Origin of the sequence: Variovorax sp. PMC12, from assembly GCF_003019815.1 — a bacterium.
Taxonomy (GTDB): Bacteria; Pseudomonadota; Gammaproteobacteria; order Burkholderiales; family Burkholderiaceae_C; genus Variovorax.
In genome coordinates this window covers 2,661,508-2,687,951 of sequence record NZ_CP027773.1, presented here as the reverse complement: position 1 = coordinate 2,687,951, position 26,444 = coordinate 2,661,508, and the positions used below count along the sequence as shown (strand labels likewise).

30 protein-coding genes and 1 tRNA gene are annotated in these 26,444 nt (G+C 65.4%); 14 read left to right on the top strand and 17 right to left on the bottom strand.

Annotated elements, in window-relative coordinates; translation table 11 throughout:
- Positions 1-8: 8 nt before the first annotated feature.
- Positions 9-1,190: an acyl-CoA dehydrogenase family protein gene (locus C4F17_RS12600; protein ID WP_081265736.1), complete on the bottom strand. Its 1,182-nt coding sequence runs from the start codon at positions 1,188-1,190 to the stop codon at positions 9-11.
- 129 nt (positions 1,191-1,319) lie between these two features.
- Between C4F17_RS12600 and purN the strand changes: the two genes are divergently transcribed.
- A complete protein-coding gene (gene purN, locus C4F17_RS12595) occupies positions 1,320-1,916 on the top strand; it encodes a phosphoribosylglycinamide formyltransferase (protein ID WP_106935465.1) in 597 nt (198 codons plus the stop codon).
- A gap of 36 nt (positions 1,917-1,952) precedes the next feature.
- Positions 1,953-2,279 carry an I78 family peptidase inhibitor gene (locus C4F17_RS12590; protein ID WP_106935464.1) on the top strand — a complete coding sequence of 109 codons (327 nt, stop codon included), beginning with the start codon at positions 1,953-1,955 and terminating at the stop codon, positions 2,277-2,279.
- A 39-nt stretch (positions 2,280-2,318) separates the two neighbouring features.
- Here C4F17_RS12590 and C4F17_RS12585 read toward each other — a convergent pair whose 3' ends face one another.
- A complete protein-coding gene (locus C4F17_RS12585; RefSeq protein ID WP_106935463.1) occupies positions 2,319-2,555 on the bottom strand; it encodes a DUF1653 domain-containing protein in 237 nt (78 codons plus the stop codon).
- 51 nt (positions 2,556-2,606) lie between these two features.
- On the opposite strand from C4F17_RS12585, the gene C4F17_RS12580 reads away from it, so the two are divergent.
- The 3 genes from C4F17_RS12580 (at position 2,607) to C4F17_RS12570 (ending at position 7,120) form a co-directional block, all read left to right on the top strand.
- Entirely contained in the window at positions 2,607-4,460 is a 1,854-nt protein-coding gene (locus tag C4F17_RS12580) for a M48 family metallopeptidase (protein ID WP_106935462.1), read from the top strand.
- Between the two features lie 41 nt (positions 4,461-4,501).
- The gene (locus C4F17_RS12575) at positions 4,502-5,773 is read left to right on the top strand and encodes an RsmB/NOP family class I SAM-dependent RNA methyltransferase (protein WP_106935461.1); all 1,272 of its coding nucleotides are present in this window, start codon (positions 4,502-4,504) and stop codon (positions 5,771-5,773) included.
- Between the two features lie 132 nt (positions 5,774-5,905).
- Positions 5,906-7,120 carry a DesA family fatty acid desaturase gene (locus tag C4F17_RS12570; protein WP_081265742.1) on the top strand — a complete coding sequence of 405 codons (1,215 nt, stop codon included), beginning with the start codon at positions 5,906-5,908 and terminating at the stop codon, positions 7,118-7,120.
- Positions 7,121-7,252: 132 nt separating this feature from the next.
- Here C4F17_RS12570 and rpmG read toward each other — a convergent pair whose 3' ends face one another.
- The 3 genes from rpmG to trxB all read right to left on the bottom strand — a co-directional run bounded on the left by rpmG (position 7,253) and on the right by trxB (position 8,802).
- Positions 7,253-7,426: a 50S ribosomal protein L33 gene (gene rpmG / locus C4F17_RS12565; RefSeq protein WP_007830291.1), complete on the bottom strand. Its 174-nt coding sequence runs from the start codon at positions 7,424-7,426 to the stop codon at positions 7,253-7,255.
- 11 nt (positions 7,427-7,437) lie between these two features.
- Positions 7,438-7,671, bottom strand: coding sequence for a 50S ribosomal protein L28 (gene rpmB, locus C4F17_RS12560; protein WP_081265743.1), 234 nt, complete (start codon positions 7,669-7,671; stop codon positions 7,438-7,440).
- A 171-nt stretch (positions 7,672-7,842) separates the two neighbouring features.
- Positions 7,843-8,802: a thioredoxin-disulfide reductase gene (gene trxB, locus C4F17_RS12555; RefSeq protein ID WP_081265744.1), complete on the bottom strand. Its 960-nt coding sequence runs from the start codon at positions 8,800-8,802 to the stop codon at positions 7,843-7,845.
- A 180-nt stretch (positions 8,803-8,982) separates the two neighbouring features.
- Between trxB and C4F17_RS12550 the strand changes: the two genes are divergently transcribed.
- The 8 genes from C4F17_RS12550 to C4F17_RS12515 all read left to right on the top strand — a co-directional run bounded on the left by C4F17_RS12550 (position 8,983) and on the right by C4F17_RS12515 (position 18,292).
- Positions 8,983-9,657, top strand: a complete 675-nt coding sequence (locus tag C4F17_RS12550) for a Crp/Fnr family transcriptional regulator (protein ID WP_081265745.1) — start codon at positions 8,983-8,985, stop codon at positions 9,655-9,657.
- A 97-nt stretch (positions 9,658-9,754) separates the two neighbouring features.
- A complete protein-coding gene (locus tag C4F17_RS12545; protein ID WP_106935460.1) occupies positions 9,755-12,202 on the top strand; it encodes a DNA translocase FtsK in 2,448 nt (815 codons plus the stop codon).
- A 208-nt stretch (positions 12,203-12,410) separates the two neighbouring features.
- On the top strand, positions 12,411-13,010 hold the full coding sequence (lolA, locus tag C4F17_RS12540; RefSeq protein ID WP_234382792.1) for an outer membrane lipoprotein chaperone LolA: 600 nt from the start codon (positions 12,411-12,413) through the stop codon (positions 13,008-13,010).
- A gap of 19 nt (positions 13,011-13,029) precedes the next feature.
- Positions 13,030-14,322 (top strand): replication-associated recombination protein A, encoded by a 1,293-nt coding sequence (locus C4F17_RS12535; RefSeq protein ID WP_081265748.1) that lies wholly within the window; start codon positions 13,030-13,032, stop codon positions 14,320-14,322.
- A gap of 240 nt (positions 14,323-14,562) precedes the next feature.
- The gene (locus C4F17_RS12530) at positions 14,563-15,492 is read left to right on the top strand and encodes a branched-chain amino acid ABC transporter permease (protein ID WP_081265749.1); all 930 of its coding nucleotides are present in this window, start codon (positions 14,563-14,565) and stop codon (positions 15,490-15,492) included.
- A 10-nt stretch (positions 15,493-15,502) separates the two neighbouring features.
- On the top strand, positions 15,503-16,711 hold the full coding sequence (locus C4F17_RS12525; RefSeq protein WP_106935458.1) for a branched-chain amino acid ABC transporter permease: 1,209 nt from the start codon (positions 15,503-15,505) through the stop codon (positions 16,709-16,711).
- Positions 16,712-16,731: 20 nt separating this feature from the next.
- A complete protein-coding gene (locus C4F17_RS12520) occupies positions 16,732-17,511 on the top strand; it encodes an ABC transporter ATP-binding protein (protein WP_081265853.1) in 780 nt (259 codons plus the stop codon).
- A gap of 16 nt (positions 17,512-17,527) precedes the next feature.
- A complete protein-coding gene (locus tag C4F17_RS12515) occupies positions 17,528-18,292 on the top strand; it encodes an ABC transporter ATP-binding protein (RefSeq protein ID WP_081265852.1) in 765 nt (254 codons plus the stop codon).
- Between the two features lie 25 nt (positions 18,293-18,317).
- Here C4F17_RS12515 and C4F17_RS12510 read toward each other — a convergent pair whose 3' ends face one another.
- Both C4F17_RS12510 and C4F17_RS12505 read right to left on the bottom strand, forming a co-directional pair.
- A complete protein-coding gene (locus C4F17_RS12510; RefSeq protein WP_106935457.1) occupies positions 18,318-19,295 on the bottom strand; it encodes a Bug family tripartite tricarboxylate transporter substrate binding protein in 978 nt (325 codons plus the stop codon).
- A 16-nt stretch (positions 19,296-19,311) separates the two neighbouring features.
- On the bottom strand, positions 19,312-20,376 hold the full coding sequence (locus C4F17_RS12505) for a CDP-6-deoxy-delta-3,4-glucoseen reductase (RefSeq protein ID WP_106935456.1): 1,065 nt from the start codon (positions 20,374-20,376) through the stop codon (positions 19,312-19,314).
- A 76-nt stretch (positions 20,377-20,452) separates the two neighbouring features.
- On the opposite strand from C4F17_RS12505, the gene C4F17_RS12500 reads away from it, so the two are divergent.
- Positions 20,453-21,394 (top strand): SDR family oxidoreductase, encoded by a 942-nt coding sequence (locus C4F17_RS12500; protein WP_081265753.1) that lies wholly within the window; start codon positions 20,453-20,455, stop codon positions 21,392-21,394.
- A 122-nt stretch (positions 21,395-21,516) separates the two neighbouring features.
- Here C4F17_RS12500 and C4F17_RS32800 read toward each other — a convergent pair.
- The 10 genes from C4F17_RS32800 to C4F17_RS12460 form a co-directional block, all read right to left on the bottom strand.
- Positions 21,517-21,607 (bottom strand) — tRNA-OTHER (locus tag C4F17_RS32800).
- Between the two features lie 63 nt (positions 21,608-21,670).
- Complete coding sequence (locus tag C4F17_RS12495; protein ID WP_234382790.1) at positions 21,671-22,702, bottom strand: integrase; 1,032 nt, start codon at positions 22,700-22,702, stop codon at positions 21,671-21,673.
- Complete coding sequence (locus C4F17_RS12490; protein ID WP_234382787.1) at positions 22,699-22,923, bottom strand: DUF4224 domain-containing protein; 225 nt, start codon at positions 22,921-22,923, stop codon at positions 22,699-22,701. Before C4F17_RS12490 ends, C4F17_RS12495 begins: the two co-directional genes overlap by 4 nt.
- Entirely contained in the window at positions 22,920-23,282 is a 363-nt protein-coding gene (locus tag C4F17_RS12485; protein ID WP_106935455.1) for a hypothetical protein, read from the bottom strand. The genes C4F17_RS12490 and C4F17_RS12485 overlap by 4 nt, the downstream gene beginning before the upstream one ends.
- On the bottom strand, positions 23,279-23,626 hold the full coding sequence (locus C4F17_RS12480; protein WP_106935454.1) for a hypothetical protein: 348 nt from the start codon (positions 23,624-23,626) through the stop codon (positions 23,279-23,281). The genes C4F17_RS12485 and C4F17_RS12480 overlap by 4 nt, the downstream gene beginning before the upstream one ends.
- On the bottom strand, positions 23,619-24,125 hold the full coding sequence (locus tag C4F17_RS12475; protein WP_106935453.1) for a hypothetical protein: 507 nt from the start codon (positions 24,123-24,125) through the stop codon (positions 23,619-23,621). Before C4F17_RS12475 ends, C4F17_RS12480 begins: the two co-directional genes overlap by 8 nt.
- Positions 24,122-24,631 (bottom strand): J domain-containing protein, encoded by a 510-nt coding sequence (locus C4F17_RS12470; RefSeq protein WP_159053655.1) that lies wholly within the window; start codon positions 24,629-24,631, stop codon positions 24,122-24,124. Before C4F17_RS12470 ends, C4F17_RS12475 begins: the two co-directional genes overlap by 4 nt.
- A 73-nt stretch (positions 24,632-24,704) precedes the next feature.
- Complete coding sequence (locus C4F17_RS32795) at positions 24,705-24,986, bottom strand: hypothetical protein (RefSeq protein ID WP_159053654.1); 282 nt, start codon at positions 24,984-24,986, stop codon at positions 24,705-24,707.
- A complete protein-coding gene (locus C4F17_RS12465) occupies positions 24,979-25,353 on the bottom strand; it encodes a hypothetical protein (protein WP_159053653.1) in 375 nt (124 codons plus the stop codon). The genes C4F17_RS32795 and C4F17_RS12465 overlap by 8 nt, the downstream gene beginning before the upstream one ends.
- A complete protein-coding gene (locus C4F17_RS12460) occupies positions 25,350-26,264 on the bottom strand; it encodes a DNA cytosine methyltransferase (RefSeq protein ID WP_106935450.1) in 915 nt (304 codons plus the stop codon). The genes C4F17_RS12465 and C4F17_RS12460 overlap by 4 nt, the downstream gene beginning before the upstream one ends.
- Positions 26,265-26,444 lie beyond the last annotated feature (180 nt).

Genomic DNA, 26,444 nt, shown 5'->3' with positions numbered 1-26,444 from the left:
GTGTCTCCTCAGCCCAGAACCGTCTGCGCGACGATGTTGCGTTGCACTTCGTTCGAGCCACCGTAGATGGTGGTCTTGCGCATGTTGAAGAAGGTCGACGTCAGCGGCGCGAGCGCCGGGTTGCCGCCCGGGAAGTCGCCTTGCCAGCCGGCTTCCATTGCCTCGCGGATCAGCGGCAGCGAATAGGGGCCGCCTGCCAGCATCATCAGTTCGCTGTAGCGCTGCTGGATCTCGCTGCCGCGGATCTTGAGCAGGCCGGCCACGTCGAGCGAGTTCTTGCCCGAGGTGGCGGCCGACAGCACGCGCAGCACCATCATCTCGAGGGCGACGATGTCGACTTCGAGCTTGGCGATCTCGTCGCGGAAGCGCTGGTCTTCGTACACGCCTTCGCTCTTGGCGATGCGCTTGAGGCGCTCGAGCTCGCGCTTGGCGCGGTTCACGTCGGCGATGTTGGTGCGCTCGTGCGAGAGCAGGTGCTTGGCGTAGGTCCAGCCCTTGTTCTCTTCGCCGATCAGGTTTTCGGCGGGCACTTCGACGTTGTCGAAGAACACCTCGTTCACTTCATGGCCGCCGTCGAGCAGCTTGATCGGGCGCACGGTGACGCCGGGCGACTTCATGTCGAGCAGCAGGAAGCTGATGCCGGTCTGGGGCTTGCCCTCGTTGCTGGTACGCACGAGGTTGAACATCCAGTCGCCGTACTGGCCGAGCGTGGTCCAGGTCTTCTGGCCGTTGACGATGTATTTGTCGCCTTTGCGCTCCGCCTTCGTCTTGACCGAGGCGAGGTCGGAACCCGAGCCGGGCTCGCTGTAGCCCTGGCTCCACCAGACTTCGCCGCTGGCGATGCCGGGGAGGAAGCGCTTCTGCTGTTCGGCATTGCCGAAGGCCATGATCACCGGTGCCACCATGACGGGGCCGAACGGAATGATGCGCGGCGCGCCGGCCAGTGCGGTTTCTTCCTCGAACAGGTGGCGCTGCACGGCGGTCCAGCCCGGGCCGCCGAATTCCTTCGGCCAGCCGTAGCCCAGCCAGCCCTTCTTGCCGAGGATCTTGGCCCAGCCTTGCAAATCGTCGCGCGTCAGCTCCAGCGCGTTGTGCACCTTGTGCGAAATCTCTTGGGGAAGGTTTTCTTTGACCCAGGCGCGAACCTCTTCGCGGAACTTCTGTTCTTCGGGTGTGAAGCTCAAATCCATGCGTGCCTCGCTGTGTTGATCGGTTCACCGCAGACGCGGTGTGTCTCCGGAACCGTGAGTTTTAGCACGGTCGTGCTGTGAAACGGTGTCCGCGTCGCGACAAGCACGGCGCGGATAATCCCGCCTCCCATGAAGAACATCGTGATCCTGATCTCCGGCGGCGGCTCCAACATGGCGGCCATCGTGCGCGCCGCCGAACGCGACCGCTGGGCCGAGCGCTTCGGCGCCCGCATCGCCGCGGTCATCAGCAACAAGGCCGAGGCCGGCGGGTTGGCCATTGCCCGTTCGCACGGCATCGACACCGCCGTGGTGCCGCACACCGAGTTCGCGACCCGCGAGGCTTTCGACGAGGCCCTGGCGGCAGCCGTCGACGCCCATTCGCCCGCGCTGGTGGTGCTGGCCGGGTTCATGCGCATCCTGACGCCCGGCTTCGTCGGACGCTATGCGGGGCGGCTGATAAATATCCATCCCTCGCTGCTGCCCGCTTTCCCGGGGCTCCACACCCATCAGCGCGCCATCGAGGCGGGCTGCAAGGTGGCCGGCGTGACCGTCCACCAGGTGACGACCGAACTCGACCACGGCCCGATCCTGGCGCAGGCCGTGGTGCCGGTGCTGCCCGACGACACGGCCGCCACGCTGGCCGGCCGGGTGCTCGCGCAGGAGCACCTGTTGTATCCACCAGCGATCGCCGGATGGCTGGCTGATACATCGAGTCACAACCCGTAAAGTTGTTTTATATTCGCGGGTTTTCGGGAGTTCGAAGTGAAAACCAAATCGCTGCTGCTGACCGTCGCCGGCGCTGTCGCCCTGCTCGCGGGCTGCGCCGCCCCGGCCCCCGCACCCGCTCCTGCGCCCGCCGCGCCCGTGCCACCCCCGGCACCGGTCTATCAGTGCAACGCAGATGGTGCCCGCTTCGCGGTCGGCCAGCCGCTGACGCCGCAGCTGGAAGCCGCCGCCCGCGTGCGCGCCGGAGCTGGCGTCGTGCGGGTGCTGAAGCCCGGCGAGGCAGCGACGATGGAACTCAACGGCGGACGCCTGAACCTGGACGTCGATGCGCGCAACCGCGTGACCGAGGTCCGCTGCGGCTGACGCATTCCTTCAGAGCCGGCCCGGGCCGGGCCGTGATGGCTAGATCGGCGTGAATCTCCGCCGCGGCACGCCGTCTATCTCGACGGTCTCGCCGAACATCGCGGCAGGGCGGACCCAGAGTCCGTGGGCTCCATACAAGGCGCGGTACAGCGTCATCGGCTCCAGGGTCTCGCTGTGGCGGACGGTGCCGAGCACCTCGTATTCGCCGCCTTTGTAGTGGCGGTAGCGGCCGGGAGGTGTTTCGATCAGGGGAGGGAGGTCGTCGTCGTTGTTCAACGGGGGCTTCTTTCTTCAAAAACTGTCGTGGCTTGATTTGACGGGAGTCGGATGGATCGCGCTGATTTTGTTCACCTGGTTCGACTGAGCGAGCATGCCAGCGCGGACGACAGTGCGCGCTATCGACGCAGCGTGGCGGCCTTTGCCGCGCTCGGCTACCTGTGGGTGCTCGGCTGCCTGGGGCTCGCGGTGGGCCTCATCGCCTGGGTGCTGCTGCCGGTGCGCGAGGAACGTTTCACCTTCACCCGCGGCTGGCTGCTGCTGTTCGCGGGCGGCCTGCTCTGGGCCACGCTTCGCGCGCTGTGGGTGCGCTTCGACGAACCCGAGGGCGTGGAACTGCAGCGCGACGACGCACCCGCGCTCTTCGAGGCGCTCGACCGCATCCGGTCGAAGATCAAGGGGCCGCCGGTCCATCACGTCTACCTCGACGACGAATTCAACGCCAGCATCCGGCAGGTGCCGCGTTTCGGGCTGTTCGGCGGCGCCGTCAACTCGCTGAACATCGGCCTGCCGCTCCTGATGATGCTCGACCGGCGGCGGCTGCTGTCGGTGCTGGCGCACGAATACGGCCACCTGCGCGGCAACCACGGCAAGCTCAGCGCCTGGATCTACCGCACGCGGCTGTCGTGGCTCAAGCTCGATGCCAGCCTGCAGCGCGACGAGGGCGTGATGGCGCTGGTCTCGCAAGCCTTCTTCCGCTGGTACTTCCCGCGCTTCGCGGCCAAGACTTTCGCGCTGGCCCGCCAGGACGAATACGAGGCCGACCGCATCTCGGGCCGGCTGCTGGGCACCTCGGTGGCCGCCGCGGCGCTGACCGAGATCGCGATCAAGGGAAACTGGTACGCCAACGAGTTCTGGCCCTGGCATTGGGCGCGCGCCGAACGCGAGCCGCTGCCGCCGGGGCCGTTCGCCGCCCTGCGCAAGCGGGTGCGCACGCCGCCGGCCGACGATTTCGCGCGCCAGGCGTTGCGCGAGGCGATGCGCCGCGTGAGCGACCTGGAGGACACCCATCCGGTCCTGCGCGACCGGCTGGAGGCCCTCGAGCAGAAGGCGGTCTTGCCCGAATGGTCGGCGCGTCCCGCGCTGGAACTGCTGGCTGACCGGAAGAAATGGATCGAATATTTCGACAACCGCTGGTGCCGCGCCCACGCCGCCGACTGGAGGCAGCACCACGCCCACCGTGCGCGCATCCGCGAACGCATCGACGTGCTGGCCGCGCGCGGTGAGCGCAACACGCCGGACGAAATGGTCGAATGGGCCGATTCCGAGCGCCGCCTCAACCCCTCGGCGCCGGTGCGGATGCGCTACGAGAACGCCTTGCAGATCGCGCCCGAGCATCCCGGCGCGCTGCGCGGGCTGGCCCAGATGCTGCCCGCGAGCGACCGCGCGGCCCGGCTGGTGGTGCTCGAGCGGCTGCACGGTTCCGGCGCGGCCAGCCGCTGGTGGGCCGCCAAGAGCGCCGTAGCCTCGCTCGAAGACCCGGACGCCGGGCCGCACGACGAGATGGCGCTCAAGTTGTGGCGCGGCCGGCTCAAGGAAGCGGAGGAAGCCGAGGCGCGTGCCTGGGAAGAAATCACCGCCACGCCGTTCTTCAGCCAGATATCGCGCCATGACCTGAACGACTACGAACTGGGCGAACTGCGGGCCGACCTCGTGCGCTGCCTGCCGGCGTCGCGGGCCTGGCTGGTGCGCAAGAACCTTCGGGAATTTCCGTGGCGCCGTGCGTACGTCGTGTTCATCGAACTGCCCGGGCTGGACGACGAAGACCGCTGGCACATGTGCCGCCAACTGGAGCAGACGCTCACTTTGCCCGGCGCCACGCTGGTGCTGTGGGCGGGGCACTCGCCTACTTTGGAAGACATCGAGCGCGAGGCTTTCGGGGTGGTCTGGACGCGCAGCGCATAGCCCTTCAGTCCGCCGGCTCCGCTGGCTGAGACAATCGGGGCATGCACCCCAAAGCCCTGTTGGAGGCCACCGCCGATCTGGTCGGCCTTGTCCTGAAATTCGATCACCCGGCCGACCAGGTCGTTTCGCGGTTTTTCCGCGACCACCGCGAGTTCGGCCCGCGCGAGCGCGCGACGCTCGCCGAAACCGTCTACACCGTGCTTCGCAAGAAGCTTCTGTTCGACCATCTTTCGCCTTCGGGCACCGGCTCCAAGGAGCGCCGCATGGCGATCCTCGGCTTCTACGGCCCGCGCGATTTCCTGAAAAGCGCGCTCAACGACACCGAGAAACGCTGGCTTGACAACTGCGACGCGGTGAAACCCGACGACCTGCTCGAGCGCCATCGCCACAACCTGCCGGAATGGCTGGTAGCGCCGCTCAAGGCCCAGCTTGGCGACGGTTTCTGGCCGCTGGTCGAGAGCCTTCAGCAGCCGGCGCCGCTCGACCTGCGCGTCAATGCGCTGACCGATAAACGCGCGGACGTGAAGGCCGAGCTTGCGAAGGCTGCTATCAAATCGGAAGCAACGCCGTTCTCGCCCTGGGGCTTGCGAATCGAAGGCAAGCCGGCGCTGACCAAGCTGGACGCCTTTGCCCGCGGCGCCATCGAGGTGCAGGACGAAGGCTCTCAACTCCTGGCACTGCTGCTGGACGCCAAGCGCGGCGAAATGGTGGTCGATTTCTGCGCAGGCGCCGGCGGCAAGACGCTGGCCATCGGCGCGACGATGCGAAACACCGGCCGGCTCTACGCCTTCGACACGTCGGCCCACCGGCTCGACGCGCTCAAGCCACGGCTGGCGCGCAGCAAGCTGTCGAACGTGCATCCGGCTGCGATCGCCCACGAGCGCGACGACCGCATCAAGCGCCTGGCGGGCAAGATCGACCGCGTCCTGGTCGATGCGCCTTGCTCGGGACTGGGCACGCTGCGGCGCAATCCGGACCTGAAATGGCGCCAGTCGGCCAAGGCGGTGGAAGAACTGACGGTCAAGCAGGCCGCCATCCTACAGAGCGCGGCACGGCTGGTGAAATCGGGCGGACGTCTGATTTACGCCACATGCAGTGTGCTGCCGGAGGAAAACGAGGCCATTGCCGAGGCTTTTGGCGCCGCGAACCCTGATTTCGTGCCCGTGGACGCCGCTGAGCTGCTGCAAGGGCTCAAAGTGGAGGGTTTCGAGGCCCTGTGCGCGGGCGGCGAGGATGGCAGGCGCTATCTGCGGCTATGGCCGCATCGCCACTCGACGGACGGTTTCTTTGCCGCCGTATGGAACCGCAAATAGGGATTGCACTCCAAACTAGGGTTAATCAGCGCATTTCTTGAAGGTTTAAAGGGCTTGTTCTAGGCCCTCGCCTTTAAAATCGCGGGTTATCTGAAGGCTGCACCTTCGTGTGGCCATGGAGTACCTGACTCAATGTTGCTTCCTGACTCCGCCGTTTTGAACGCGGCCATCGAATGGCTCGGACACGGCCTGTGGGACATCGCATGGTGGCAAGTCGTGCTGTACACGCTCGTCACCACGCACATCACGATTGCCGCGGTCACCATCTTCCTGCACCGGACGCAAACGCACCGGGCCATGGATCTGGGCCCTATTCCCTCGCACTTCTTCCGTTTCTGGCTCTGGATCGGCACCGGCATGGTGACGAAGGAATGGGTTGCCATTCACCGCAAGCACCACGCCAAGTGCGAAACCCAGGACGACCCACACAGCCCGCAGGTCAAGGGCATCGACGAAGTGCTCTGGCGCGGCGCCGAACTCTATCGCGCCGAATCCCGGAACAAGGAAACGATGGAGCGCTACGGTCACGGCACGCCCGATGACTGGATCGAGCGCAACCTGTATTCGCGCTACAGCTGGCAAGGCGTGGGCCTCATGCTGATCCTGAACCTGGCGCTGTTCGGCACGCTCGGCATGGCCGTGTGGGCTGTCCAGATGCTGTGGATTCCCATCACCGCCGCCGGCATCATCAACGGCATCGGCCACTATTGGGGCTACCGCAACTTCGAGGCGCCCGACGCCAGCCGCAACATCATGCCCTGGGGCCTGATCATCGGCGGCGAAGAGCTGCACAACAACCACCACACCTACCCGACCTCGGCCAAGTTCTCGGTCAAGAAGTACGAGTTCGACATCGGCTGGATCTACATCCAGGCGCTGCAGAAGCTGGGCTGGGCCAAGGTCAAGAAGGTGCCGCCGAAGATGCTGATGGGCGACATCCAGCCCGTGGCCAATGAGAAGACGCTCGAAGCCGTCATTGCCAACCGCTACGAAGTCATGGCCGGCTATGCGCGCGAAATGCGCCGTGCCACCAGCCAGGAACTGGAAGCCCTCAAGAACAAGGGTGCCGACCTGTCGGTGCTCAAGGCTGCCAAGCGCTGGCTGCATCGCGACGACGACAAGGTGCCTGCTTCGGCCCGCACGCATGTCACCCAGGCTCGTGCCGCACACCCGGTGCTGGACAAGATGGTCACGATGCGCGAGGAGCTGCGTCAGCTCTGGATGAACACTTCGCAGTCGCGCGAGCAACTGGCAGCCGATCTGGCGGCCTGGTGCCACCGTGCGGAAGCCAGCGGCATTGCGGGTCTGCGTGACTTCTCGACGCGTCTGCGGGCCGCGCGCGCTTAACAACCGCTCTCGCCTCCAAATCAAAAAGCCGACCTCCGGGTCGGCTTTTTGCGTTCGTCGATTGCGATTCGACAGGCAACAAAAAACCCGCTGGGTAAGCAGCGGGTTCTTGTGTTGGGAACCAGGGCTGAATTACTTCAGCTTGATTTCCTTGTATTCGACGTGCTTGCGCGCCTTGGGGTCGAACTTCATGATCGACATCTTTTCAGGCATCGTCTTCTTGTTCTTGCTGGTCGTATAGAAGTGGCCGGTACCCGCGGTGGATTCCAGCTTGATCTTTTCGCGTCCGCCTTTGCTCGTTGCCATGATTCAGCTCCTTAAGCTTGGCCGCGTGCGCGCAGGTCTGCGAGCACGGAGTCGATACCGTTCTTGTCGATCAGGCGCAGCGCGGCGCTCGAAACGCGCAGGCGAACCCAGCGGTTTTCAGTCTCGACCCAGAAACGGCGGTATTGCAGGTTCGGCAGGAACCGGCGCTTGGTTTTGTTGTTGGCGTGGGAAACGTTGTTTCCGACCATCGGGCCTTTGCCCGTTACGTCGCATACGCGTGCCATGTGGACACTCTTTCTTGAACAGCTGGCACCGGCGCAATCGTGGCGATTGCAGGTGTTTTGCAGCTTGACCTCGCCAGAAACGGGTGGCGGTACCCCGACTTTGCCGCGACTCGTGAGAGAGCCCTGTTTCGGCAAAGCCTCGGATTATAGCCCTTTTGGAGGGCCCGCCTCTCAGAGCGTGCCGTCCTGTTCCAGGAAGCGCTGTGCGTCGAGTGCCGCCATGCAGCCGGTACCGGCGCTCGTGATGGCCTGGCGATACACGTTGTCCTGCACGTCGCCGGCGGCGAAGACGCCCGGAATGCTGGTCATCGTGGCAAAGCCCTGCAGGCCGGAACGGGTCAGGATGTAGTTGTCCTTCATTTCCAGCTGGCCCTGGAAGATGTCGGTGTTGGGATGGTGCCCGATGGCGATGAAGCAGCCCTTCAGGTCGATCTGCTCGGTGGCGCCGGTCTGCGTATTCTTGATGCGGATGCCCGTCACGCCGGTGTCGTCGCCCAGCACCTGGTCGAGTTCGCTGTGCAGCTTCAGCACGATCTTGCCTTCGGCGACCTTTTCCTTGACCTTGTCGATCAGGATGGGCTCTGCACGGAACTTGTCGCGGCGATGCACCAGCGTCACCTTGTTGGCGATGTTGGCGAGGTAGAGCGCTTCTTCCACGGCGGTATTGCCGCCGCCGATCACGCAGACCTCCTGCTCGCGGTAGAAGAAGCCGTCGCAGGTGGCGCATGCGGAGACGCCGCGGCCCATGAACTTCTGTTCAGAGTCGAGGCCCAGGTACTTCGCCGAAGCGCCCGTGGCGATGATCAGCGAGTCGCAGGTGTAGGTGCCGCTGTCGCCGGTCAGCGTGAACGGGCGCTTGCTCAGGTCGACCTTGTTGATGTGGTCGAACACGATCTGCGTCTTGAAGCGCTCTGCATGCTCCAGGAAGCGCTGCATCAGCTCCGGTCCCTGCACGCCATGAACGTCGGCCGGCCAGTTGTCGACCTCGGTGGTGGTCATCAGCTGGCCGCCCTGGGCGATGCCCGTGATGAGCAGCGGCTGCAGGTTTGCGCGGGCTGCGTAGACGGCGGCGGTGTAGCCGGCGGGGCCGGAGCCGAGAATCAAAACCTTGGCGTGTTGGGGAGCGGACATGAGTAGAAAACCTAGGATATACGCTGATTCAGCGTGTACATTTTCAGGGTGGTAGCGATATATATGGAGTATCACCGCCCGGTTCAACACCGGGTGAACGGTGTTTTCAATGCGCGCGATTGTAGTAATCCATTGGCCTGCCTTTTGGACCGCTCCGCGCGCTGTAGCAGGGATTGATAAATGTCGATGCTGTCCAACCTCGAATTGCTTCGGCGCGTTCCATTGTTCGCGTCGCTGACGGCCACGCAGTCCGCCAGCATCGCGGACGCGATCATCAAGAAGCGCTTCAAGCGCGCGGAAGTCGTCGTGGAGCAGGGCAAGAAGTCCGACGCGCTCTACATCATCCTGACCGGGCGTGCCCGCGTCACCAGCGCCGACAGCCGCGGCCGCGAGGTCATCCTGGCCACGCTGCATCCTGGCGACTACCTTGGCGAGATGAGCCTGATCGACGACGAGCCGCACTCGGCCACCGTGCGTACCGAGATCCAGTGCGACGTGCTCATGCTGGGCCGCGACGCCTTCGCGCGCTGCCTGCCCGAGAACTCCTCGATGGCCTACAACATCATGCGTGGCCTCGTACAGCGCCTGCGCCACGCCGACCGCAAGATCGAATCGCTGGCGCTGATGGACGTGTACGGCCGCGTGGCCCGCTCGCTGCTCGAGTTCGCCATCGAAGACGGCGCGGGCATCCTCAAGGTGCGCGACAAGATCTCCCGCCAGGATCTGGCCAAGATGGTCGGCGCCTCGCGCGAAATGGTGAGCCGCGTCATGAAGGACCTCGAGGAGCGCGGCTTCGTGCAGACCCTGGACGACGGGTCGATGATCGTCAAGGAACGGCTCCTGTCCCTGGCTTGAGCTTCCGGGGCCGGGTCCGCTGCGGGCGGCTCCGGCCTTTTGTTGTAGTGTTCGTGTGTCCGGCCCCCGATTTTCTGGACCGGGTGCCGCGTTTTTCATGACCTATTCGCTCAATACGCTTCAATCTTCCTCTGCCGCCGACGGGCAACCCGTGCGCACGCGCGCCATGCGCTTCGCCCACGAAATCACGCTGATTGCTGGATTCGCAGCGCTGCTGTTCTGGCTGCTTTCAATGCTGAGCTTCACGCTGTCCGATGCCGCGTGGTCGACATCGGGCACCGGGGGCGAAATCAAGAACTGGGGTGGCCGCTTCGGCGCCTGGCTGGCCGATGGCAGCTACTTTGCCGCGGGCTTTTCCGTGTGGTGGTGCCTTGCGGCCGGGCTGCGCGCGTGGCTGTCTTCGCTGGCCAGCTGGCTGCGCGGTGGCGAACCGACTTCGGCGGCCGAGCAGGCGCCGCGCGGCCGCTTCAACCGCAGCCGCCTCGCCTTCTGGTTCGGTCTTGCGCTGCTGCTGTGCGCGAGCGCGATGCTCGAATGGTCGCGCCTGTACCGTCTCGAAGGCCACCTGCCGGGCGGTGCCGGCGGCGGCGCGATTGGTGCCCTGGTGGGGCCGGCCAGCGTGCGCTGGCTCGGCTTCACCGGCTCGGCGCTGGTCGCCATCGCCGGCGGCGTGATCGGTTCGGCGCTGGTGTTCCGCTTCTCTTGGAGCCTGATCGCCGAGCGCATCGGCGCACGCGCCTATTCGCTCTTCGAGTCGCGCCGCGAGAAGCGCGAGATGGCCGCCGACATCGCCATGGGCAAGCAGGCGGCCCGCGAGCGCGCCGAGGCCGACGAGCCCGCGTTCACGCGCGGCGGCGGTGCGTCGGACATCAGGGGAGGCGAGCCGTCCATGTCTTCCGCGTCGTCGGCCTTCGCGGACGACGATGACGAAATCCGCATCGAGCCGCGGCCCAAGCGCCGCGTCCCTTCGCCGCCCGTGCAGATCGAGCCCGCGATGACCGAGGTGCCCAAGAGCGATCGCGTCGTCAAGGAGCGCCAGAAGCCGCTCTTCAAGGAACTGCCCGACAGCAAGCTGCCGCAGGTCGACCTGCTCGATGCCGCCCAAGTGCGCCAGGAAACCGTCTCTTCCGACACGCTCGAGATGACCTCGCGCATGATCGAGAAGAAGCTCAAGGACTTCGGCGTCGAGGTGCGCGTGGTGCTCGCTTCGCCGGGCCCTGTCATCACGCGCTATGAAATCGAGCCCGCCACCGGCGTCAAGGGCTCGCAGATCGTCAATCTCGCGAAGGACCTCGCGCGTTCGCTCTCGCTGGTGTCCATCCGCGTGGTGGAGACCATCCCGGGCAAGAACTACATGGCGCTCGAACTGCCGAACGCCAAGCGCCAGTCGATCAAGCTCAGCGAAATCCTGGGCTCGCAGATCTACAACGAAGGCAAGTCGATGCTCACCATGGGCCTCGGCAAGGACATCATCGGCAACCCCGTGGTGGCCGACCTCGCGAAGATGCCGCACGTGCTGGTGGCCGGTACCACCGGCTCGGGCAAGTCGGTGGGTATCAACGCAATGATCCTTTCGCTGCTCTACAAGGCCGAGGCGCGCGACGTCCGCCTGCTCATGATCGACCCGAAGATGCTCGAAATGTCGGTCTACGAAGGCATTCCGCACCTGCTGGCGCCCGTGGTCACCGACATGCGCCAGGCGGCCCACGGCCTGAACTGGTGCGTGGCCGAGATGGAGCGCCGCTACAAGCTCATGAGCAAGCTGGGCGTGCGCAACCTGGCCGGCTACAACACCAAGATCGACGAAGCCAAGGCGCGCGAGGAGTTCATCTACAACCCCTTCAGCCTGACGCCGGACGATCCGGAACCGCTCAAGCGCGAACCGCACATCGTCGTGGTGATCGACGAACTGGCCGACCTGATGATGGTGGTCGGCAAGAAGATCGAAGAGCTGATCGCCCGCCTCGCGCAGAAGGCGCGCGCCGCGGGCATCCACCTGATCCTGGCCACGCAGCGCCCCAGCGTCGACGTGATCACCGGCCTCATCAAGGCCAACATCCCGACCCGCATCGCGTTCCAGGTGTCGAGCAAGATCGACAGCCGCACCATCCTCGACCAGATGGGCGCCGAAGCGCTGCTCGGCATGGGCGACATGCTCTACATGCCCAGCGGCACCGGCCTGCCGATCCGCGTGCACGGCGCCTTCGTGAGCGACGAGGAAGTGCACCGCGTGGTGGCCTACCTCAAGAGCCAGGGCGAGCCCGACTACATCGAGGGCGTGCTCGAAGGCGGCACGGTCGATGGCGACGGTGACGGCGACATGCTCGGCGGCGGCGATGCCGAGAAAGACCCGATGTACGACCAGGCGGTGGAAGTCGTGCTCAAGAACCGCAAGGCCAGTATCTCGCTCGTGCAGCGGCACCTGAAGATCGGCTACAACCGCGCGGCCCGCCTGGTCGAGGACATGGAAAAGGCCGGCTTGGTCAGCGCCATGAGCGGCAGCGGCCAGCGGGAAATCCTGGTGCCGGCGCGCGCGGCCGAATAATTCGCGGGGACGAACCGGTATTTCAGGTTACGGGCTGAAAGGAAATTTGCAAAAAGCCATCCGGCATTGCAAATCTTCATCAAGACCTACACCTGCCGCAATTCGCGGCGGTTAGGGTCGAAGTCGAGTGTCACGCTCCGTGGCACAGCCCAAAAGCTATTGCGAGGAATTCAAATTGAAATTGCGTCATTGGCTATTGATCGGCCTCATGTGTTCCGCCAACGCGTGGGCGGGCGGGCTCGAGAGCCTCGAAACCTTCGTGAAGACGGTCAAGTCCGGCCGTGCCGACTTCGCCCAGACCGTGACCGCGCCGTCGCGCGAAGGCCAGCCGGGCCGCACCAAGACTTCGACCGGCACCTTCGAATTCCAGCGCCCCGGCAAATTCAAGTTCGATTACCAGAAGCCCTTCGCGCAAAGCATCGTGGCCGACGGCAAGACGCTGTGGCTCTACGACGCCGACCTGAACCAAGTCACGCAGCGCGCACAGGCTCAGGCATTGGGCTCCACGCCCGCCGCGCTGATTGCCGCCGCGCCCGACCTGAAGGCGCTGCAGGCCGATTTCACGCTCGAGGCCATGCCCGACCGCGACGGCCTGCAATGGGTCAAGGCCACGCCTAAGAACAAGGACGGCCAGCTGCAGAGCGTGCAGGTGGGCTTCCAGGGCGATGCGCTCGCGGCGCTCGAGATTCTCGACAGCTTCGGCCAGCGTTCGGTGCTCAAGTTCAACAAGGTCGAAGTGAATCCGTCGCTGCCGGCCGGTGTGTTCGACTTCAAGGCACCCGCCGGTGCCGACGTCGTCAAGCAGTAAGCCAGGACGCACCACGGGTTTGGCCACCAGCGCGCATCAACCCCTCGCCGAGCGCCTGCGTCCGCGCACGCTCGGCGAAGTGATCGGCCAGCAGCATCTGCTGGGGCCGGGCATGTCGCTGCGCATCGCGTTCGAGTCGGGCCAGCCGCACTCGTGCATCCTCTGGGGGCCGCCCGGCACCGGCAAGACCACCATCGCGCGGCTCATGGCCGATGCGTTCGACGCGCAGTTCCTCAGCATCAGCGCGGTGCTCGGCGGCGTGAAGGACATCCGCGAAGCGGTGGACCTTGCCACCGCCGCGCGCGACGGGCTCACGCAGCAGCGCACCATCGTCTTCGTCGACGAAGTGCACCGCTTCAACAAGAGCCAGCAGGACGCGTTCCTGCCGCACGTGGAGTCGGGCCTTTTCACTTTCATCGGCGCGACCACCGAGAACCCGTCGTTCGAGGTCAACTCCGCGCTGCTCTCGCGTGCCGCCGTGTACGTGCTGCAGTCGCTCGACGAAGGCGATCTCAAGCAGATCGTGGCGCGCGCGCAGGATATCCAGGCCGTGCCCGCCATCGACGCTGCAGCGGTCGACCGCCTCGTGGCCTATGCCGACGGCGATGCGCGCCGGCTGCTCAACACCCTCGAGACACTGGCCGTAGCGGCGCGTGCCGAGAAGCTCTCGAACATCTCCGACGAATGGCTGCTGCGTGTGCTGGGCGAACGCATGCGGCGCTACGACAAGGGCGGCGAGCAGTTCTACGACACCATCAGCGCGCTGCACAAGTCCGTGCGCGGCAGCGACCCCGATGCCGCCCTCTACTGGTTCGTGCGCATGCTCGACGGCGGCGCCGACCCGCGCTACATGGCACGCCGGCTGGTGCGCATGGCAAGCGAAGACATCGGCCTGGCCGACCCGCGCGCGCTTCGCCTCGCTCTCGACGCGGCCGAGGTCTACGAACGGCTGGGTACCCCCGAAGGCGAACTGGCGCTGGCCGAGTGCGTGGTCTACCTCGCGATCGCGCCCAAGTCGAACGCGGTCTACAAGGCCTACAACGCAGTGCGCGCCCTCGTGAAGAAGGACAGCACGCGCCCGGTGCCCATGCACCTGCGCAATGCACCCACCAAGCTCATGAAAGAGCTCGACTACGGCAAGGGTTACCGCTATGCGCACGACGAGGAGGGCGGTTTCGCCGCCGGCGAGCGCTACCTTCCCGACGGCCTGGAAGGCCAGGTCTTCTACGAGCCGGTCGACCGCGGACTCGAGATCCGCATCGGCGAGAAGCTCCGGGAACTGCGTCGCCTGAACGCTGAAGGCAACGACTGATACGGTCTTGCAACATGCACGCAAGCCGTGCATGAACTCACGCGCATACAGCATGAGGTGAGCGGGTAAACCCCGGTCAACACGCACCAAATCAGCGCTGGCGCGTGACTACAATCCCGCCCACAAATCCGCCGGCGACACATGTTGGCTGGTTTTTTGCTTATCAAGCTGGGGGCGCCAAACCGGTGCCCCGGTGGGTGAATGGCACCCCGCAACGGTGCAACACATAGGGAACGCGATATGGACATTTTGCTGCAGCAGATCATCAACGGTCTGGTTCTCGGCAGCATGTATGCCTTGATAGCCTTGGGCTACACCATGGTGTACGGCATCATCAATCTGATCAACTTTGCGCACGGAGAAGTATTAATGGTGGGGGCTCTGACGAGCTGGACCATCATCGGCCTCATGAAGGACGGCATGCCCAACACACCGGGCTGGCTGGTTCTGCTCATTGCCCTGATCATTGCCTGCATCGTCGCGGCAACCCTCAATTTCGTGATCGAGAAAGTGGCCTACCGGCCGCTGCGCAACAGCCCCAAGCTCGCGCCGCTGATCACCGCCATCGGCATGTCGATCCTGCTGCAGACGCTGGCGATGATCATCTGGAAGCCGACCAACAAGGCCTATCCCAACCTGCTGCCGACCGACCCCATCCACGTGGGTGGCGCGGTGATCTCGCCCACGCAGGTGATGATCCTCAGCGTCACGGCGTTCTCGCTCGTGGTGCTCATGTGGCTGGTCAACTACACCAAGCTCGGCCGCGCGATGCGCGCCACCGCGGAGAACCCGCGCGTGGCCGCCCTCATGGGCATCCGCCCCGACATGGTCATCTCGGCCACCTTCATCATCGGCGCCGTGCTCGCGGCCATCGCGGGCGTGATGTACGCGTCGAACTACGGCATCGCGCAGCACGCGATGGGCTTCCTGCCCGGCCTCAAGGCCTTCACCGCGGCGGTGTTCGGCGGCATCGGCAACCTCGCGGGCGCGGTGGTCGGCGGCATCCTGCTGGGGCTCATCGAGGCCATCGGCTCCGGCTACATCGGCACCATCACCGGTGGCGTGCTGGGCAGCAACTACAGCGACATCTTCGCGTTCATCGTGCTGATCGTCATGCTCACCCTGCGTCCGTCGGGCCTGCTCGGCGAACGTGTGGCGGACCGTGCGTAAGGAGCGAGCCATGAAGAACAGCAAGAACCTCGCGCTCTACGTCATCGGCGCCATCGCCGTGCTCGCTCTGCCGCTGCTGCTGCAGATGCAGGGCAACGCATGGGTGCGCATCGCCGACATCGCCCTGCTCTACGTGCTGCTGGCACTGGGCCTGAACATCGTGGTCGGCTACGCCGGCCTGCTCGACCTGGGCTACGTGGCCTTCTTCGCGGTGGGCGCCTATCTGTTCGCGCTCATGGGCTCGTCTCACCTGACCGAGACCTTCCCGTGGTTCGCGCAGATGTTCCCGAACGGCATGCACACCTCGCTGCTGATCGTGATTCCGCTGGCGCTGGTGGTGGCCGCCGTGCTCGGCGTGCTGCTGGGCGCGCCCACGCTCAAGCTGCGCGGCGACTACCTCGCCATCGTCACGCTGGGCTTCGGCGAAATCATCCGCGTGTTCCTGAACAACCTGGACCAGCCCGTCAACATCACCAACGGGCCCAAGGGCATTACGGCCATCGATTCCATCAAGTTCTGGGGCCTCGACCTCGGCAAGGCATGGAAGTTCGACGGCTTCACGATCTCCTCGGTGTCGCTGTACTACTACCTGTTCCTGGCGCTCGTGGTCGCGACCGTGATCATCTCGCACCGCCTGCAGACCTCGCGCATCGGCCGCGCCTGGATGGCCATCCGCGAAGACGAGATCGCCGCCAAGGCCATGGGCATCAATACCCGCAACATGAAGCTGCTGGCCTTCGGCATGGGCGCGAGCTTCGGCGGCGTGTCGGGCGCGATGTTCGCGGCCTTCCAGGGCTTCGTGTCGCCCGAGTCCTTCAGCCTGATGGAGTCGGTGATGATCGTGGCGATGGTGGTGCTCGGCGGCATCGGGCATCTTCCCGGCGTGATTCTGGGCGCCGTGCTGCTGGCGGCGCTGCCCGAGGTGCTGCGCTACGTGGCCGGCCCGCTGCAGGCGGCCACCGACGGCCGCCTCGACGCATCCATCCTGCGCCAGCTGTTCATCGCGCTGGCCATGATCGTCATCATGCTGGTGCGCCCGCGCGGCCTGTGGCCGTCGCCGGAGCATGGCAAGTCCCTGACGAAGAAGGGCGGCGCCCCCGTCGACCCGACCCATGCGGCCGTGGCCCCGGGCTCGCTGCAGACCCATGCGCCGGGCATCGATACGCCCGCCGACGAGCTGCCGGGTGCAGCCTCGCGTCCCATGTCGATCAATCCGTGAACGCCGAAGGAGAAATCAACATGACGACGACTACGGACACCATCCTCGACGTACGCGGCATCTCCAAGCGCTTCGGCGGCTTGCAGGCGCTCTCGGACGTGGGCATCACCATCAAGCGCGGCCAGGTCTACGGGCTGATCGGCCCCAACGGCGCGGGCAAGACCACGTTCTTCAACGTGATCACCGGCCTGTACACGCCCGACAGCGGCACCTTCGAGCTGGCCGGCAAGCCCTACCAGCCGACGGCCGTGCACGAAGTGGCCAAGGCCGGGATTGCGCGCACCTTCCAGAACATCCGCCTCTTCGCCGAAATGACGGCGCTGGAGAACGTGATGGTCGGGCGCCACATCCGTACCCATTCGGGCGTGTTCGGCGCCATGCTGCGCACGGGCAGCTTCAAGGCCGAGGAGGCCGCCATCGCCAAGCGCGCGCAGGAGCTGCTCGACTACGTGGGCATCGGCAAGTTCGCCGACTACAAGGCGCGCACGCTGAGCTACGGCGACCAGCGCCGCCTGGAAATCGCGCGCGCCCTGGCCACCGATCCGCAGCTCATCGCGCTGGACGAGCCGGCCGCGGGCATGAACTCCACCGAGAAGGTGGCGCTGCGCGAGCTGATCGACCGCATCCGCCGCGACAACCGCACCATCCTCATCATCGAACACGACGTCAAGCTCATCATGGGCCTGTGCGACCGCGTCACCGTGCTGGACTACGGCAAGCAGATCGCCGAGGGAACGCCCTACGACGTGCAGAAGAACGAGAAGGTGATCGAGGCCTACCTCGGCACCGGAGGCCACTGAAATGACGACAGCAACGATGACGAGCGAACAAGACACCCTGGCCAGCGCCGCGCAGGCCAAGGCGGCCGGCAAGACTCTGCTGAAGGTCGGCGGCCTGAAGGTGGGCTACGGCGGCATCCAGGCCGTCAAGGGCGTGGACTTCGAGGTGCGCGAGGGAGAGCTGGTCTCGCTGATCGGCTCCAACGGCGCCGGCAAGACCACCACCATGAAGGCCATCACCGGCACGCTGCCGGCCGGGGCCGGCAACATCGAATTCCTGGGCCGCAGCATCAAGGGCCGCGGCGCCTGGGACCTGGTGTCCGAAGGCCTGGTGATGGTGCCGGAAGGCCGTGGCGTGTTCACGCGCATGACCATCACCGAGAACCTGCAGATCGGCGCCTACATCCGCAAGGACAAGGCTGAGATCGCCAGCGACATGGAGCGCGTGTTCGTCACCTTCCCGCGCCTGCGCGAGCGCAAGGACCAGCTGGCCGGCACCATGTCCGGCGGCGAGCAGCAGATGCTGGCCATGGGCCGCGCGCTCATGGCGCGCCCCAAGGTGCTGCTGCTGGACGAACCGACCATGGGCCTGTCGCCGATCATGTGCGACAAGATCTTCGAGGTGGTGCAAACCGTGGCCTCGCAGGGCGTCACGATCCTGCTGGTGGAGCAGAACGCCAACCGCGCGCTGCAGCTGGCCGACCGCGGCTACGTGATGGAGTCGGGCCTGATCACCATGAGCGGCGAGGCCAAGGCCCTGCTGAGCGACCCGCGCGTGCGGGCCGCGTACCTGGGCGAATGAACAAGGGCCCCCGAGGGGGGCGCCTTCAGTCGACCTTGGCGCCAGTCGCCTTGACGACGGCTTCGTACTTCGCCAGCTCGCTCTTCATGAATGCACCGAACTGCTCCGGCGAGCTGGCCACCGGCTCGGCCAGCAGGCCGGCGAAGCGCGTCTTCGTTTCCGGCGCATTGAGCGCGGCCACGAACGCCTGATTCAGCTTCACGACCACGTCGTGCGGCGTGCCCGCCGGTGCCACCAGGCCCCACCACGTGTCGATGGAAAAGCCCTTGAGCGTGTCGGCGATGGGCGGCACCTCGGGCAGCGAGCTGCTGCGCTGCAGCGTCGTCACCGCAATCGCCTTCAGCTTGCCCGAGCGGATGTTCGGCGCGGCGGTGGCGAGGTTGTCGAAGTTGAAGTCGACCTGGCCCGAGATCAGCGCCAGCTGCGCCGGGCTGCCGCCGTTGTACGGAATGTGCACCGCGAAGATGCCCGCTTCCTTCTTGAACAGCTCGCCCGCCAGGTGCCCCGCGCTGCCGTTGCCGCCGCTGCCGTAGTTGAGCTTGGCGGGGTTGGCCTTGGCGTAGCGGATGAGGTCGGCCACGCTGTTAATGTTCAGGCGCTTCGCGGTGTCGGCGTTCATCACCAGCACGTTGGGCACGCGGACCATCTGGGTGATGGGCGCGAAGTCGGTCGCGGCGTTGAACGGGATCTTGTTGTAGAGCCACGGATTCACCGCGTTCGTGGCGGTGGCCGCGATGCCGATGGTCAGGCCGTCCGGCGGTGCCTTCGCCACGATGTCCGCGCCGATGTTGCCGCCCGCACCGGGCTTGTTGTCGATGATGACCGGGCCCAGCGTGTCCTTGACGCGTTCGGCCAGGATGCGCGCGGTGTTGTCGATCGGGCCGCCGGCCGCGTAGGGCACGACGAGGCGGATGGGGCGCTGCTGCTGCGCCATGGCCGTGCCGGTGCCCATCAGGGCGGTGGCACTTGCAAGGAGGGTGAGAAGGAAGTGTCTCGTCTTCATGTTTCTTGTGTTGTCTTCAGGGAACGGCCTTGTCGGCCTCGGTGGTGAACGCGTCTGCAAAGAACTCTTCTTCGGGCAGCCCGGCCAGCGCCACGTAGTCGCGCTTGGCCGAATCCACCACGATGGGCGCGCCGCAGGCATAGACCTGGTGGCCCGACAGGTCGGCGAAGTCTTCCAGCACGGCCTGGTGGACGAAGCCGGTGCGGCCGGTCCAGTTGTCCTGCGGCGTGGCGTTGGAGATGACGGGCACGTAGCGCAGCTGGGGCATGTTGGGCATCTGCTCGCGCACCCAGGCGTCCATGTACAGGTCTTCGGGGCGGCGGCCGCCCCAGTAGAGCGACACGGGCCGCGAGATGCCCTTGAACTGCATGTGTTCCAGCAGCGCCTTGATGGGCGCGAAGCCGGTGCCCGAGGCCAGCAGGATGATCGGCTTGTCGGAGTCTTCGCGCAGGAAGAAGCTGCCGAAGGGGCCTTCGATGCGCAGGATTTCCTTTTCCTTCATCGAGCCGAACACGTGGTCGGTGAACTTGCCGCCCGGCAGGTGACGCAGGTGCAACTCGATGCCCGTGCCGGGCACGCCGACGGTGTGCGGCGCATTGGCCATCGAGTAGCTCCGGCGGGCGCCGTCGCGCAGGATGAATTCGACATACTGGCCCGCGTAGAACTGCAGCGGCTCGCCCGCCGGCAGCTGCAGGCGCAAGAGAATCACGTCGTGCGACTGGCGCGTGAGCCCCATCACCCGCACGGGCATCTTGCGGATCGGCAGCGCGCCGGCTTCCGTGACCTGGCGCGACTCGAGCACCACGTCGCTGGTGGCGTGGGCGCAGCAGGTCAGCACGAAGCCGGCCAGCTGTTCTTCGGCGCTCAGCGCCTTGCTCTGGTGGGAGCCGAGCGTGACCTCGCCCGAGAGCTTCTTGCATTTGCAGGAGCCGCAGGCGCCGTCCTTGCAGCCGTAGGGCAGGCCGATGCCTTGCCGGATGCCGGCCGCGAGGATGGTTTCATCGCCCTGCGCCACGAAATGGCGCCCGCTGGGCTCGACGGTGATGGAAAAGCCTGCCTCATGCGGCGCGGTAGCAGTCATCGGTATTCTTCGGGGGGTAATCTCCTGGGCGCTGCAAACAGCGCGGGAGCAACTGAATTGGGACAGGAACAGGATTTTGCCTTCAATCAATAGCCCCTCCGGCGCTCTGCCGGCGCGTTTCCGGCGCGAGCGCCTTCTCATCGTGGGCTGCGGCGACGTCGGCCAGCGTGTCGCGCGCGATCTTTCGGGCCGCATGCAACTGGTGGCGCTCACTTCCTCCAGGGACCGGGTGGCCGCCCTGCGGGCAGCCGGCGTGCGCCCGCTGGTGGGCAACCTGGACGACGCGGCCACCCTGCGCAGGCTGGCGGGCATCGCGACCCGGGTGCTGCACCTGGCGCCGCCTGCCCGCGACGGGGGCGCCGCCTGGTGGCGCGACCAGCGCACCACCGCGCTGGCTCGCGCGCTGCGGCTGCGCTCGGTGCCTTCGACCTTCGTCTACGGCTCTACCAGCGGCGTCTATGGCGACTGCGGCGGCGCACGCGTGAACGAAACCCGCGGGGTGCGGCCGGACACGCCCCGCTCGCACCGCCGCGTGGACGCCGAACGCGCCGTGCGATGGCTGGGCCGCAGTGCCGGCATCCGGGCCAGCATCCTGCGGATTCCCGGCATCTATGCGCCGGACCGCGAGAACGGCACGCCGCGCGCCCGCCTGCAGCGCGGCACCCCCGTGCTGCGGCACGAGGACGACGTCTACACCAACCATATCCACGCCGACGACCTGGCGCGAGCCTGCGAGGCCGCGCTGTTCCGCGGCAAGCCGCAGCGCATCGTGCATGCGTCGGACGACACCGAACTGAAGATGGGCGACTACATGGACCTGGCCGCCGACCTGTACGGCATGCCCCGCCCCCCGCGCGTGGCCCGCGGCGAGGCCGAGCGGCAGTTGCCGCTGCAGTTGCTGAGCTTCATGGGGGAATCGCGCCGGCTGGACAACACGCGGCTCAAGCGCGAACTGCGGGTGCGGCTGGCGCACCCGACGGTGCATACAGGCCTGATAGAGGCCAACGGGCAGTCGTAGTGGGAGAGGCCCATTCCAGGAACACCGAGGAACCGGCTTAGCCGGGCCTCAGGTGTTGCCCCCGGCAGGGGGAAGGCGAAGCGGACACGAAGTGCCGCGCAGCCTGGGGGCGAGCCAAAGTGTGGTGCCCGGGGCCGGAATCGAACCGGCACACCTTTCGGTGGGGGATTTTGAGTCCCATGAAAAATCCAGCATTCATGCGGGTTTCCGGGCGAAACGTTCCGCATCTTGCCCCTTTAACCTTCCTCTGAAGATCGGTGGATGCGGAACGTGTTTTCAGGCCACCGGCTTAAGCTTGCGTACCCCGCCGTAGTGGCGCTCTGTCGTGCGTGTGTCGCCATGCTGAAGCAGCTGTGATGCCGCCTCTAGGCTTTCCGACTTCTGGGCGGCACGCTTGCGGGCGTCGCGCAGGTAGAGCGCGCGAATCTTGCGCACTAGGTCGTCGTCGTTGGCGATGCTGGCCTTCACGGCCGCGCGCTTGCGGGCCTTGTCCCACTGGTAGCCCAGTTTCCGAAGCTCGACCGGCTGTCCCTCTGGGGTGGACAGCAGCATCAGGTGATCCGCGCCAAGGGCTCTACGCCGGCGCAGGAGGTCCGGAAGCGTCGCGGACAGGCTCAGGTCCCATTCGGCCTCCTTGCCCGTCTTGCTGGCCTCCAGGTGCAGGATGTCGCCCTTGGGAAGCAGCACCTCGACGCAGTCGGTCAAGCGCATGCCGGTGGCGGCCCCCAGATCCATGCAGTCTTGCAGCGTCTGGTTGCCTTCGAAGCGAATCGCCTCCCACATCTCGTCCAGCACCTTGATCTTGCGGGGCTTCTCGGTGTTCTTCCACTTCGATTTTTCCATCCCGGCCGCCGGCCACGGCAGCGTCGTCATGCCCTCGCCGCGCGCCCAGTTCCAGATGATCGACAGCAGGGCCATTTCCCGATTGCCTTGCGTTTTCGCCGAACGCGCGCGAAGGTAGCCTTTCAGGATCGGAAGGTCCACCTGATCCCACGTCGCTGGGCCGAAGGGTGGCCGGAGCTTGCGCAGGTGCTTGGCGTATCCGCGGCGGGTCTCGGCGTTCGTGTAGCTCAGCAGCCCGGATTCCTCGTCAACCTCCCAGGCGCTGAAGGCTTGCTCGAGCGTGCCGGCGATGCGCGGCTTCTGGTTGTGGATCTCGTCCCACTTCTTCAGGGCCTCGTCGAAGTCTGTGCCGAGCGGGATGTCGGGCTTGCCGTCCAGGCGCATATCGTAAAAGTAGTACACAACTACCTTGCCGGAGGCGCGCTTGCGCGAATGCGATCGGAGCCGCGGATACTTGCCGGTCATTTCACCAGTGCCAGGTTGACCCCGCGCGACGGCGCGACCGTGCGTCCGGCCAGCCACTCGCGGGTGTGGAATCGGCTCACCAGTATGCGTCGGTCGCGCCGGCGGTACGGGATGCCGTCCTGCTTCAGGATTCGTTCCTGCTCGTCCAGGTTGGCGCTGCCCGTGAGCGCCTTCACCTCGCTCTGGCTGAGCAGTTCTTCGGTCAGCGGTTGTGCGCTCATCCCCCCCTCCCGCTCTCTCTGGATGTCTCGGCAGCAGCGCGGACGGGGATCTTGTGCGAGCGAGCGTCGTCGATAAGCTGTTCGATGACTTCGCGTGACGCGCCGAGACGATGCGAACGACCCCAGTCGCAGTAGATGATCAACTCGTCGCCGTTATCCTGCACGGCGGCCTTGGTCTTGTACTTGGCGCGGTAACCAGCGTCGCTGATGGGCACTGCGGTGAAGTAGCCGCCACGCATCTCGGCAGGCTCCGTGGTGAACAACGAAACGATGAATTTGCCGGTCGTTGAGAACCCCAACTCCTTGGCCTCGAAGTATTGGCGACCTTGCCACTTGATGTGACTTTTGGTTTCTATCACGATGCAGACTCCTTCCCGCTGCCGATGGAGGCAGCAGCGCGGGTGATGGCGCGACGGGTAGCGGCACAGGGATCGTCGTCGTATGGGATGCATCCGGTCCCGATGTATCCGCCATCGAACCACGCGACGACGTAATCTCCGTAGTGTTTCACGTCGATATGTAGCTTCACAGCCAGCCGCAGCGCGTCGCCGTCGTCGGTCAGCGGGTTCCAGAACGCTGCCTGCCCGTAGCCAAGGAAGGTCACGATGCCCCAGCGTTCTGTGTCCAGCTCTTTTTTTGCGCAGAAGTGGCCTTCCACGCCAGCAGCCTTCGCAGCCGCCTCAAGCAGTGCCCGATCAGACATCGCAGTCCCCCTTCCCGCTGCTCGCTCTGATGGCAGCAGCATCGATGCCGTTGCGTTCAAGCATTTCGGCATATGCCTTGGCGTTGTATTCCTCGACCGTGGACAGTGGCAACTCGAACTCGCTGAGGCAGTAACGGCCGAACGACGTGATGCTGTATCGCGTGACGCCGTGCCAGCGGACTAGGCCCAACTCGGCGAGGCGCTTCATGCGCTCCTTCGGCAGATCCCAGCCTTCGCCATCATCAAAGACTTGGTTCAGTCGTTCCAGGTCAGCCATGTCATCGGCGCTTAGCATCGTCGGGCGCTCCTGCTTTGCCGCGCGCTCTGTGGCTGCGCGGTAGGCCTCCCATGCGATGTCGGAGAAGCGCAGCGTCGTGTCGCTGATCGATGACGCCGGGCCGTACTTCGGGATCACGTCGCACAGTGGGTGGCCGCGTTCCTTCGCCCACGCCTCAAACTCAGCGCGCAGGCCTGTCTCGAACGCTTCGGTGGTGGTCATGAGAGTTCCTTCAGCGCGTCGTCGCGCGCCTGGTTGAGCTCGGCCATGCGCTCCGTCGAGCCGCCCGCGCGGTCGGGGTGCGCCAAGCTGGCCAGCCTTTGGTAGCAGCCTCGGATGATTGCCGCGTCAGGCCGGCCGTCGCCGTACTGGAGCACCTCGCGCCAGTGGCGCTTCATGCCGGCCACGATGGGCGCGGGCAGGGCGGTGAAGCCGGTGAATGCCGCCTGCAGCATGTCTCCAGTTCCCCAGCGCGCAATACCGCGAAGCGCTTCGATGGTCTTGCGGATGGCTTGGATGTTGTCTTCGACCCTTGTCCATCGGTCGCAGGCGAAGCACATCTGCTTGTCCTTGTAGGTGAAGTACATGGCTGCAGCGGGGTCTTCGATCCGCGGGAAGTTGGCGTAGGGCTTGCCGTCTTGACGGAGCGGCACGTTGGTGGACAGCACGACATGGCGCCCACCTAGCAAGCGCACCTCGTTGAAAGCTGCGTCTCGTGCGGCGGCCATTCCCGTATCGAAGGAAGCCTGCTCGCGCCGGCGTGATCGCTCTCGGCCGGCGGGCCACTGCAAAGGAAAGGCTTCAGCAGCCATTTGCATCCCCCTTCATGGAGTCGATGGCGGCGTCAATGGATTTTTTGCGGTGGCACGCACGAACAACACCACCTTTCGCAAACGCGCCGCATTCGCCAAGCCGAAAAAGCTCTTCCGCACTTCCGTCTGGACCAGCACCATGCAGCAGGGCTGCGCATCGGCCATCCGTCAGAGTGACTGTCATTTCCTTGCGTGCGGCAATCTTGACGACCTCAGACCTATCGTCGAGGTGCAGGACGCTATAGCTCGCGCCGACTTCGAATTTATCCATTTATGTGCTCCCCGAGAGCCAGGTGTGCCATCTCAGTCGTCTCCGGATTGAGCGGATCCTTGAGTAGTGCTTGCAGAGCACTCGCGACCATTTCACGGTCCTGCCGAACCTCTGAACACCAGTCCGCCGACCGCTCCGCATCCTTCTTCAGCCTCTCAATCTCCGCATCCCTGTCCTTGAGGGCTGATTGGAGGGCGGCTTCGAGGTCGGACTTCTTGATGAGCTCTTCGAAAACGGGCGTGTGATCCTCGTCGCCGTAGTCGCCGCGCTCGTCTTCGAAGCAGATGCTGGGCTCGCCGCTGCTCAGGTTGGTGACGAGATATGCCGCTACCTTCAAGCTCTCGGGCATCTGTGTGGGGGTTGTCATGCGGATTCCTTCAATGCGTTGATCACGTCGCGCGCAACTGGAGGGCAGACAGCGTTGCCCAGCATGTGCACAGCTTGGCGGTGGTTCGTCGGAAGCGTGTAGCTGTCTGGGAATCCCATGGCCCCGCGGTTCTCAGCGGCGGTGAGCATGCGCATGTGATCGCCATCGACCAGAGCCCAGCGGTCTACCGTTGTGACAGTGCCGAGCGGACGAGACAGGCAGCGACCGGTCAATCCTGAGCCGCTGCCGTAGTAGGGCATCACGAAGCGGCGGCCAAACCGTGCGCGGCCGGCAGCCACTCGAGCAAGGGTGTTTGTCGAGCGGCCAGGCTTGATGACGGGCGACCATTTTCCCGATGCGAACTGAATCACTGAATCAGCGCCGACGTGCGTGCGGGGCTCGAAGGTAAGCTGCAGCGGGTGCTTACCCTGCGTGCACACGAGGAACAAGCGCACGCGGTGCTGCGGGACACCGTGATCTGCCGAGTCGATTAGATGCGGCGCCACCGCATACCCCAGCGCCGACATCGCCGCGCACCAAGCCGGGAACAACGCCCACTTCGTGAACTCGGGCACGTTCTCAACCAGCGCCGCCTGAGGGCGATGGAACTCGCAGGCAGACACCACAGCCCAGGCCGTGCTGCGCAGCGCATCGTGGTGTGGCTTTTCCTTGCCGCGGGCGTTGGCATGGCCCTGGCAAGCAGGCGAGGCCATCAGCAGGTCGTGGGCTGGCACGCCGCGCCAGTCGGCCTGCTGCAGATCCTGGCATGCATGTGCGGTCTCCGGGTGATTAGCCGCGTGCACATCTACTGCGGCTTGCCAGTGGTTCGCGGCCCAGACCACATCCACGCCTGCCATGCGCGCGCCGGTCGAAAAGCCGCCAGCTCCTGCGAAAAGGTCAATCGCTCGCATCACTCGCTCTCCTTCCCGACATGCTCCAGGCCGGAGAGGGCGGCGCGGGGTTTGGTTGGGTTGATCTTCTTGCGTTCAGGCTGAAGGCATACGAACTCGCCGCCGCAAACTTCGCAGCGCACTCCCTTCACGGGATCCGGGCATGGCTTCCGGTAGCTGGGCTTGCGCGGCATTCCTGCT

What these genes read in the sequence shown, in the direction of transcription:
- lolA (WP_234382792.1), top strand. Translation starts at nt 12,411, where the DNA reads ATGTGTTCCGCCAACGCGTGGGCGGGCGGGCTCGAGAGCCTCGAAACC.
- C4F17_RS12515 (WP_081265852.1), top strand. Translation starts at nt 17,528, where the DNA reads ATGACGAGCGAACAAGACACCCTGGCCAGCGCCGCGCAGGCCAAGGCG.
- C4F17_RS32795 (WP_159053654.1), bottom strand. Translation starts at nt 24,986, where the DNA reads ATGGATAAATTCGAAGTCGGCGCGAGCTATAGCGTCCTGCACCTCGAC.
- C4F17_RS12505 (WP_106935456.1), bottom strand. Translation starts at nt 20,376, where the DNA reads ATGACTGCTACCGCGCCGCATGAGGCAGGCTTTTCCATCACCGTCGAG.
- purN (WP_106935465.1), top strand. Translation starts at nt 1,320, where the DNA reads ATGAAGAACATCGTGATCCTGATCTCCGGCGGCGGCTCCAACATGGCG.
- C4F17_RS12480 (WP_106935454.1), bottom strand. Translation starts at nt 23,626, where the DNA reads ATGTCTGATCGGGCACTGCTTGAGGCGGCTGCGAAGGCTGCTGGCGTG.
- C4F17_RS12490 (WP_234382787.1), bottom strand. Translation starts at nt 22,923, where the DNA reads ATGAGCGCACAACCGCTGACCGAAGAACTGCTCAGCCAGAGCGAGGTG.
- rpmG (WP_007830291.1), bottom strand. Translation starts at nt 7,426, where the DNA reads ATGGCAACGAGCAAAGGCGGACGCGAAAAGATCAAGCTGGAATCCACC.
- C4F17_RS12460 (WP_106935450.1), bottom strand. Translation starts at nt 26,264, where the DNA reads ATGCGAGCGATTGACCTTTTCGCAGGAGCTGGCGGCTTTTCGACCGGC.
- C4F17_RS12550 (WP_081265745.1), top strand. Translation starts at nt 8,983, where the DNA reads ATGTCGATGCTGTCCAACCTCGAATTGCTTCGGCGCGTTCCATTGTTC.
- C4F17_RS12525 (WP_106935458.1), top strand. Translation starts at nt 15,503, where the DNA reads ATGAAGAACAGCAAGAACCTCGCGCTCTACGTCATCGGCGCCATCGCC.
- C4F17_RS12475 (WP_106935453.1), bottom strand. Translation starts at nt 24,125, where the DNA reads ATGACCACCACCGAAGCGTTCGAGACAGGCCTGCGCGCTGAGTTTGAG.
- trxB (WP_081265744.1), bottom strand. Translation starts at nt 8,802, where the DNA reads ATGTCCGCTCCCCAACACGCCAAGGTTTTGATTCTCGGCTCCGGCCCC.
- C4F17_RS12530 (WP_081265749.1), top strand. Translation starts at nt 14,563, where the DNA reads ATGGACATTTTGCTGCAGCAGATCATCAACGGTCTGGTTCTCGGCAGC.
- C4F17_RS12510 (WP_106935457.1), bottom strand. Translation starts at nt 19,295, where the DNA reads ATGAAGACGAGACACTTCCTTCTCACCCTCCTTGCAAGTGCCACCGCC.
- C4F17_RS12580 (WP_106935462.1), top strand. Translation starts at nt 2,607, where the DNA reads ATGGATCGCGCTGATTTTGTTCACCTGGTTCGACTGAGCGAGCATGCC.
- C4F17_RS12600 (WP_081265736.1), bottom strand. Translation starts at nt 1,190, where the DNA reads ATGGATTTGAGCTTCACACCCGAAGAACAGAAGTTCCGCGAAGAGGTT.
- C4F17_RS12495 (WP_234382790.1), bottom strand. Translation starts at nt 22,702, where the DNA reads ATGACCGGCAAGTATCCGCGGCTCCGATCGCATTCGCGCAAGCGCGCC.
- C4F17_RS12465 (WP_159053653.1), bottom strand. Translation starts at nt 25,353, where the DNA reads ATGACAACCCCCACACAGATGCCCGAGAGCTTGAAGGTAGCGGCATAT.
- rpmB (WP_081265743.1), bottom strand. Translation starts at nt 7,671, where the DNA reads ATGGCACGCGTATGCGACGTAACGGGCAAAGGCCCGATGGTCGGAAAC.
- C4F17_RS12575 (WP_106935461.1), top strand. Translation starts at nt 4,502, where the DNA reads ATGCACCCCAAAGCCCTGTTGGAGGCCACCGCCGATCTGGTCGGCCTT.
- C4F17_RS12470 (WP_159053655.1), bottom strand. Translation starts at nt 24,631, where the DNA reads ATGGCCGCCGCACGAGACGCAGCTTTCAACGAGGTGCGCTTGCTAGGT.
- C4F17_RS12570 (WP_081265742.1), top strand. Translation starts at nt 5,906, where the DNA reads ATGTTGCTTCCTGACTCCGCCGTTTTGAACGCGGCCATCGAATGGCTC.
- C4F17_RS12545 (WP_106935460.1), top strand. Translation starts at nt 9,755, where the DNA reads ATGACCTATTCGCTCAATACGCTTCAATCTTCCTCTGCCGCCGACGGG.
- C4F17_RS12520 (WP_081265853.1), top strand. Translation starts at nt 16,732, where the DNA reads ATGACGACGACTACGGACACCATCCTCGACGTACGCGGCATCTCCAAG.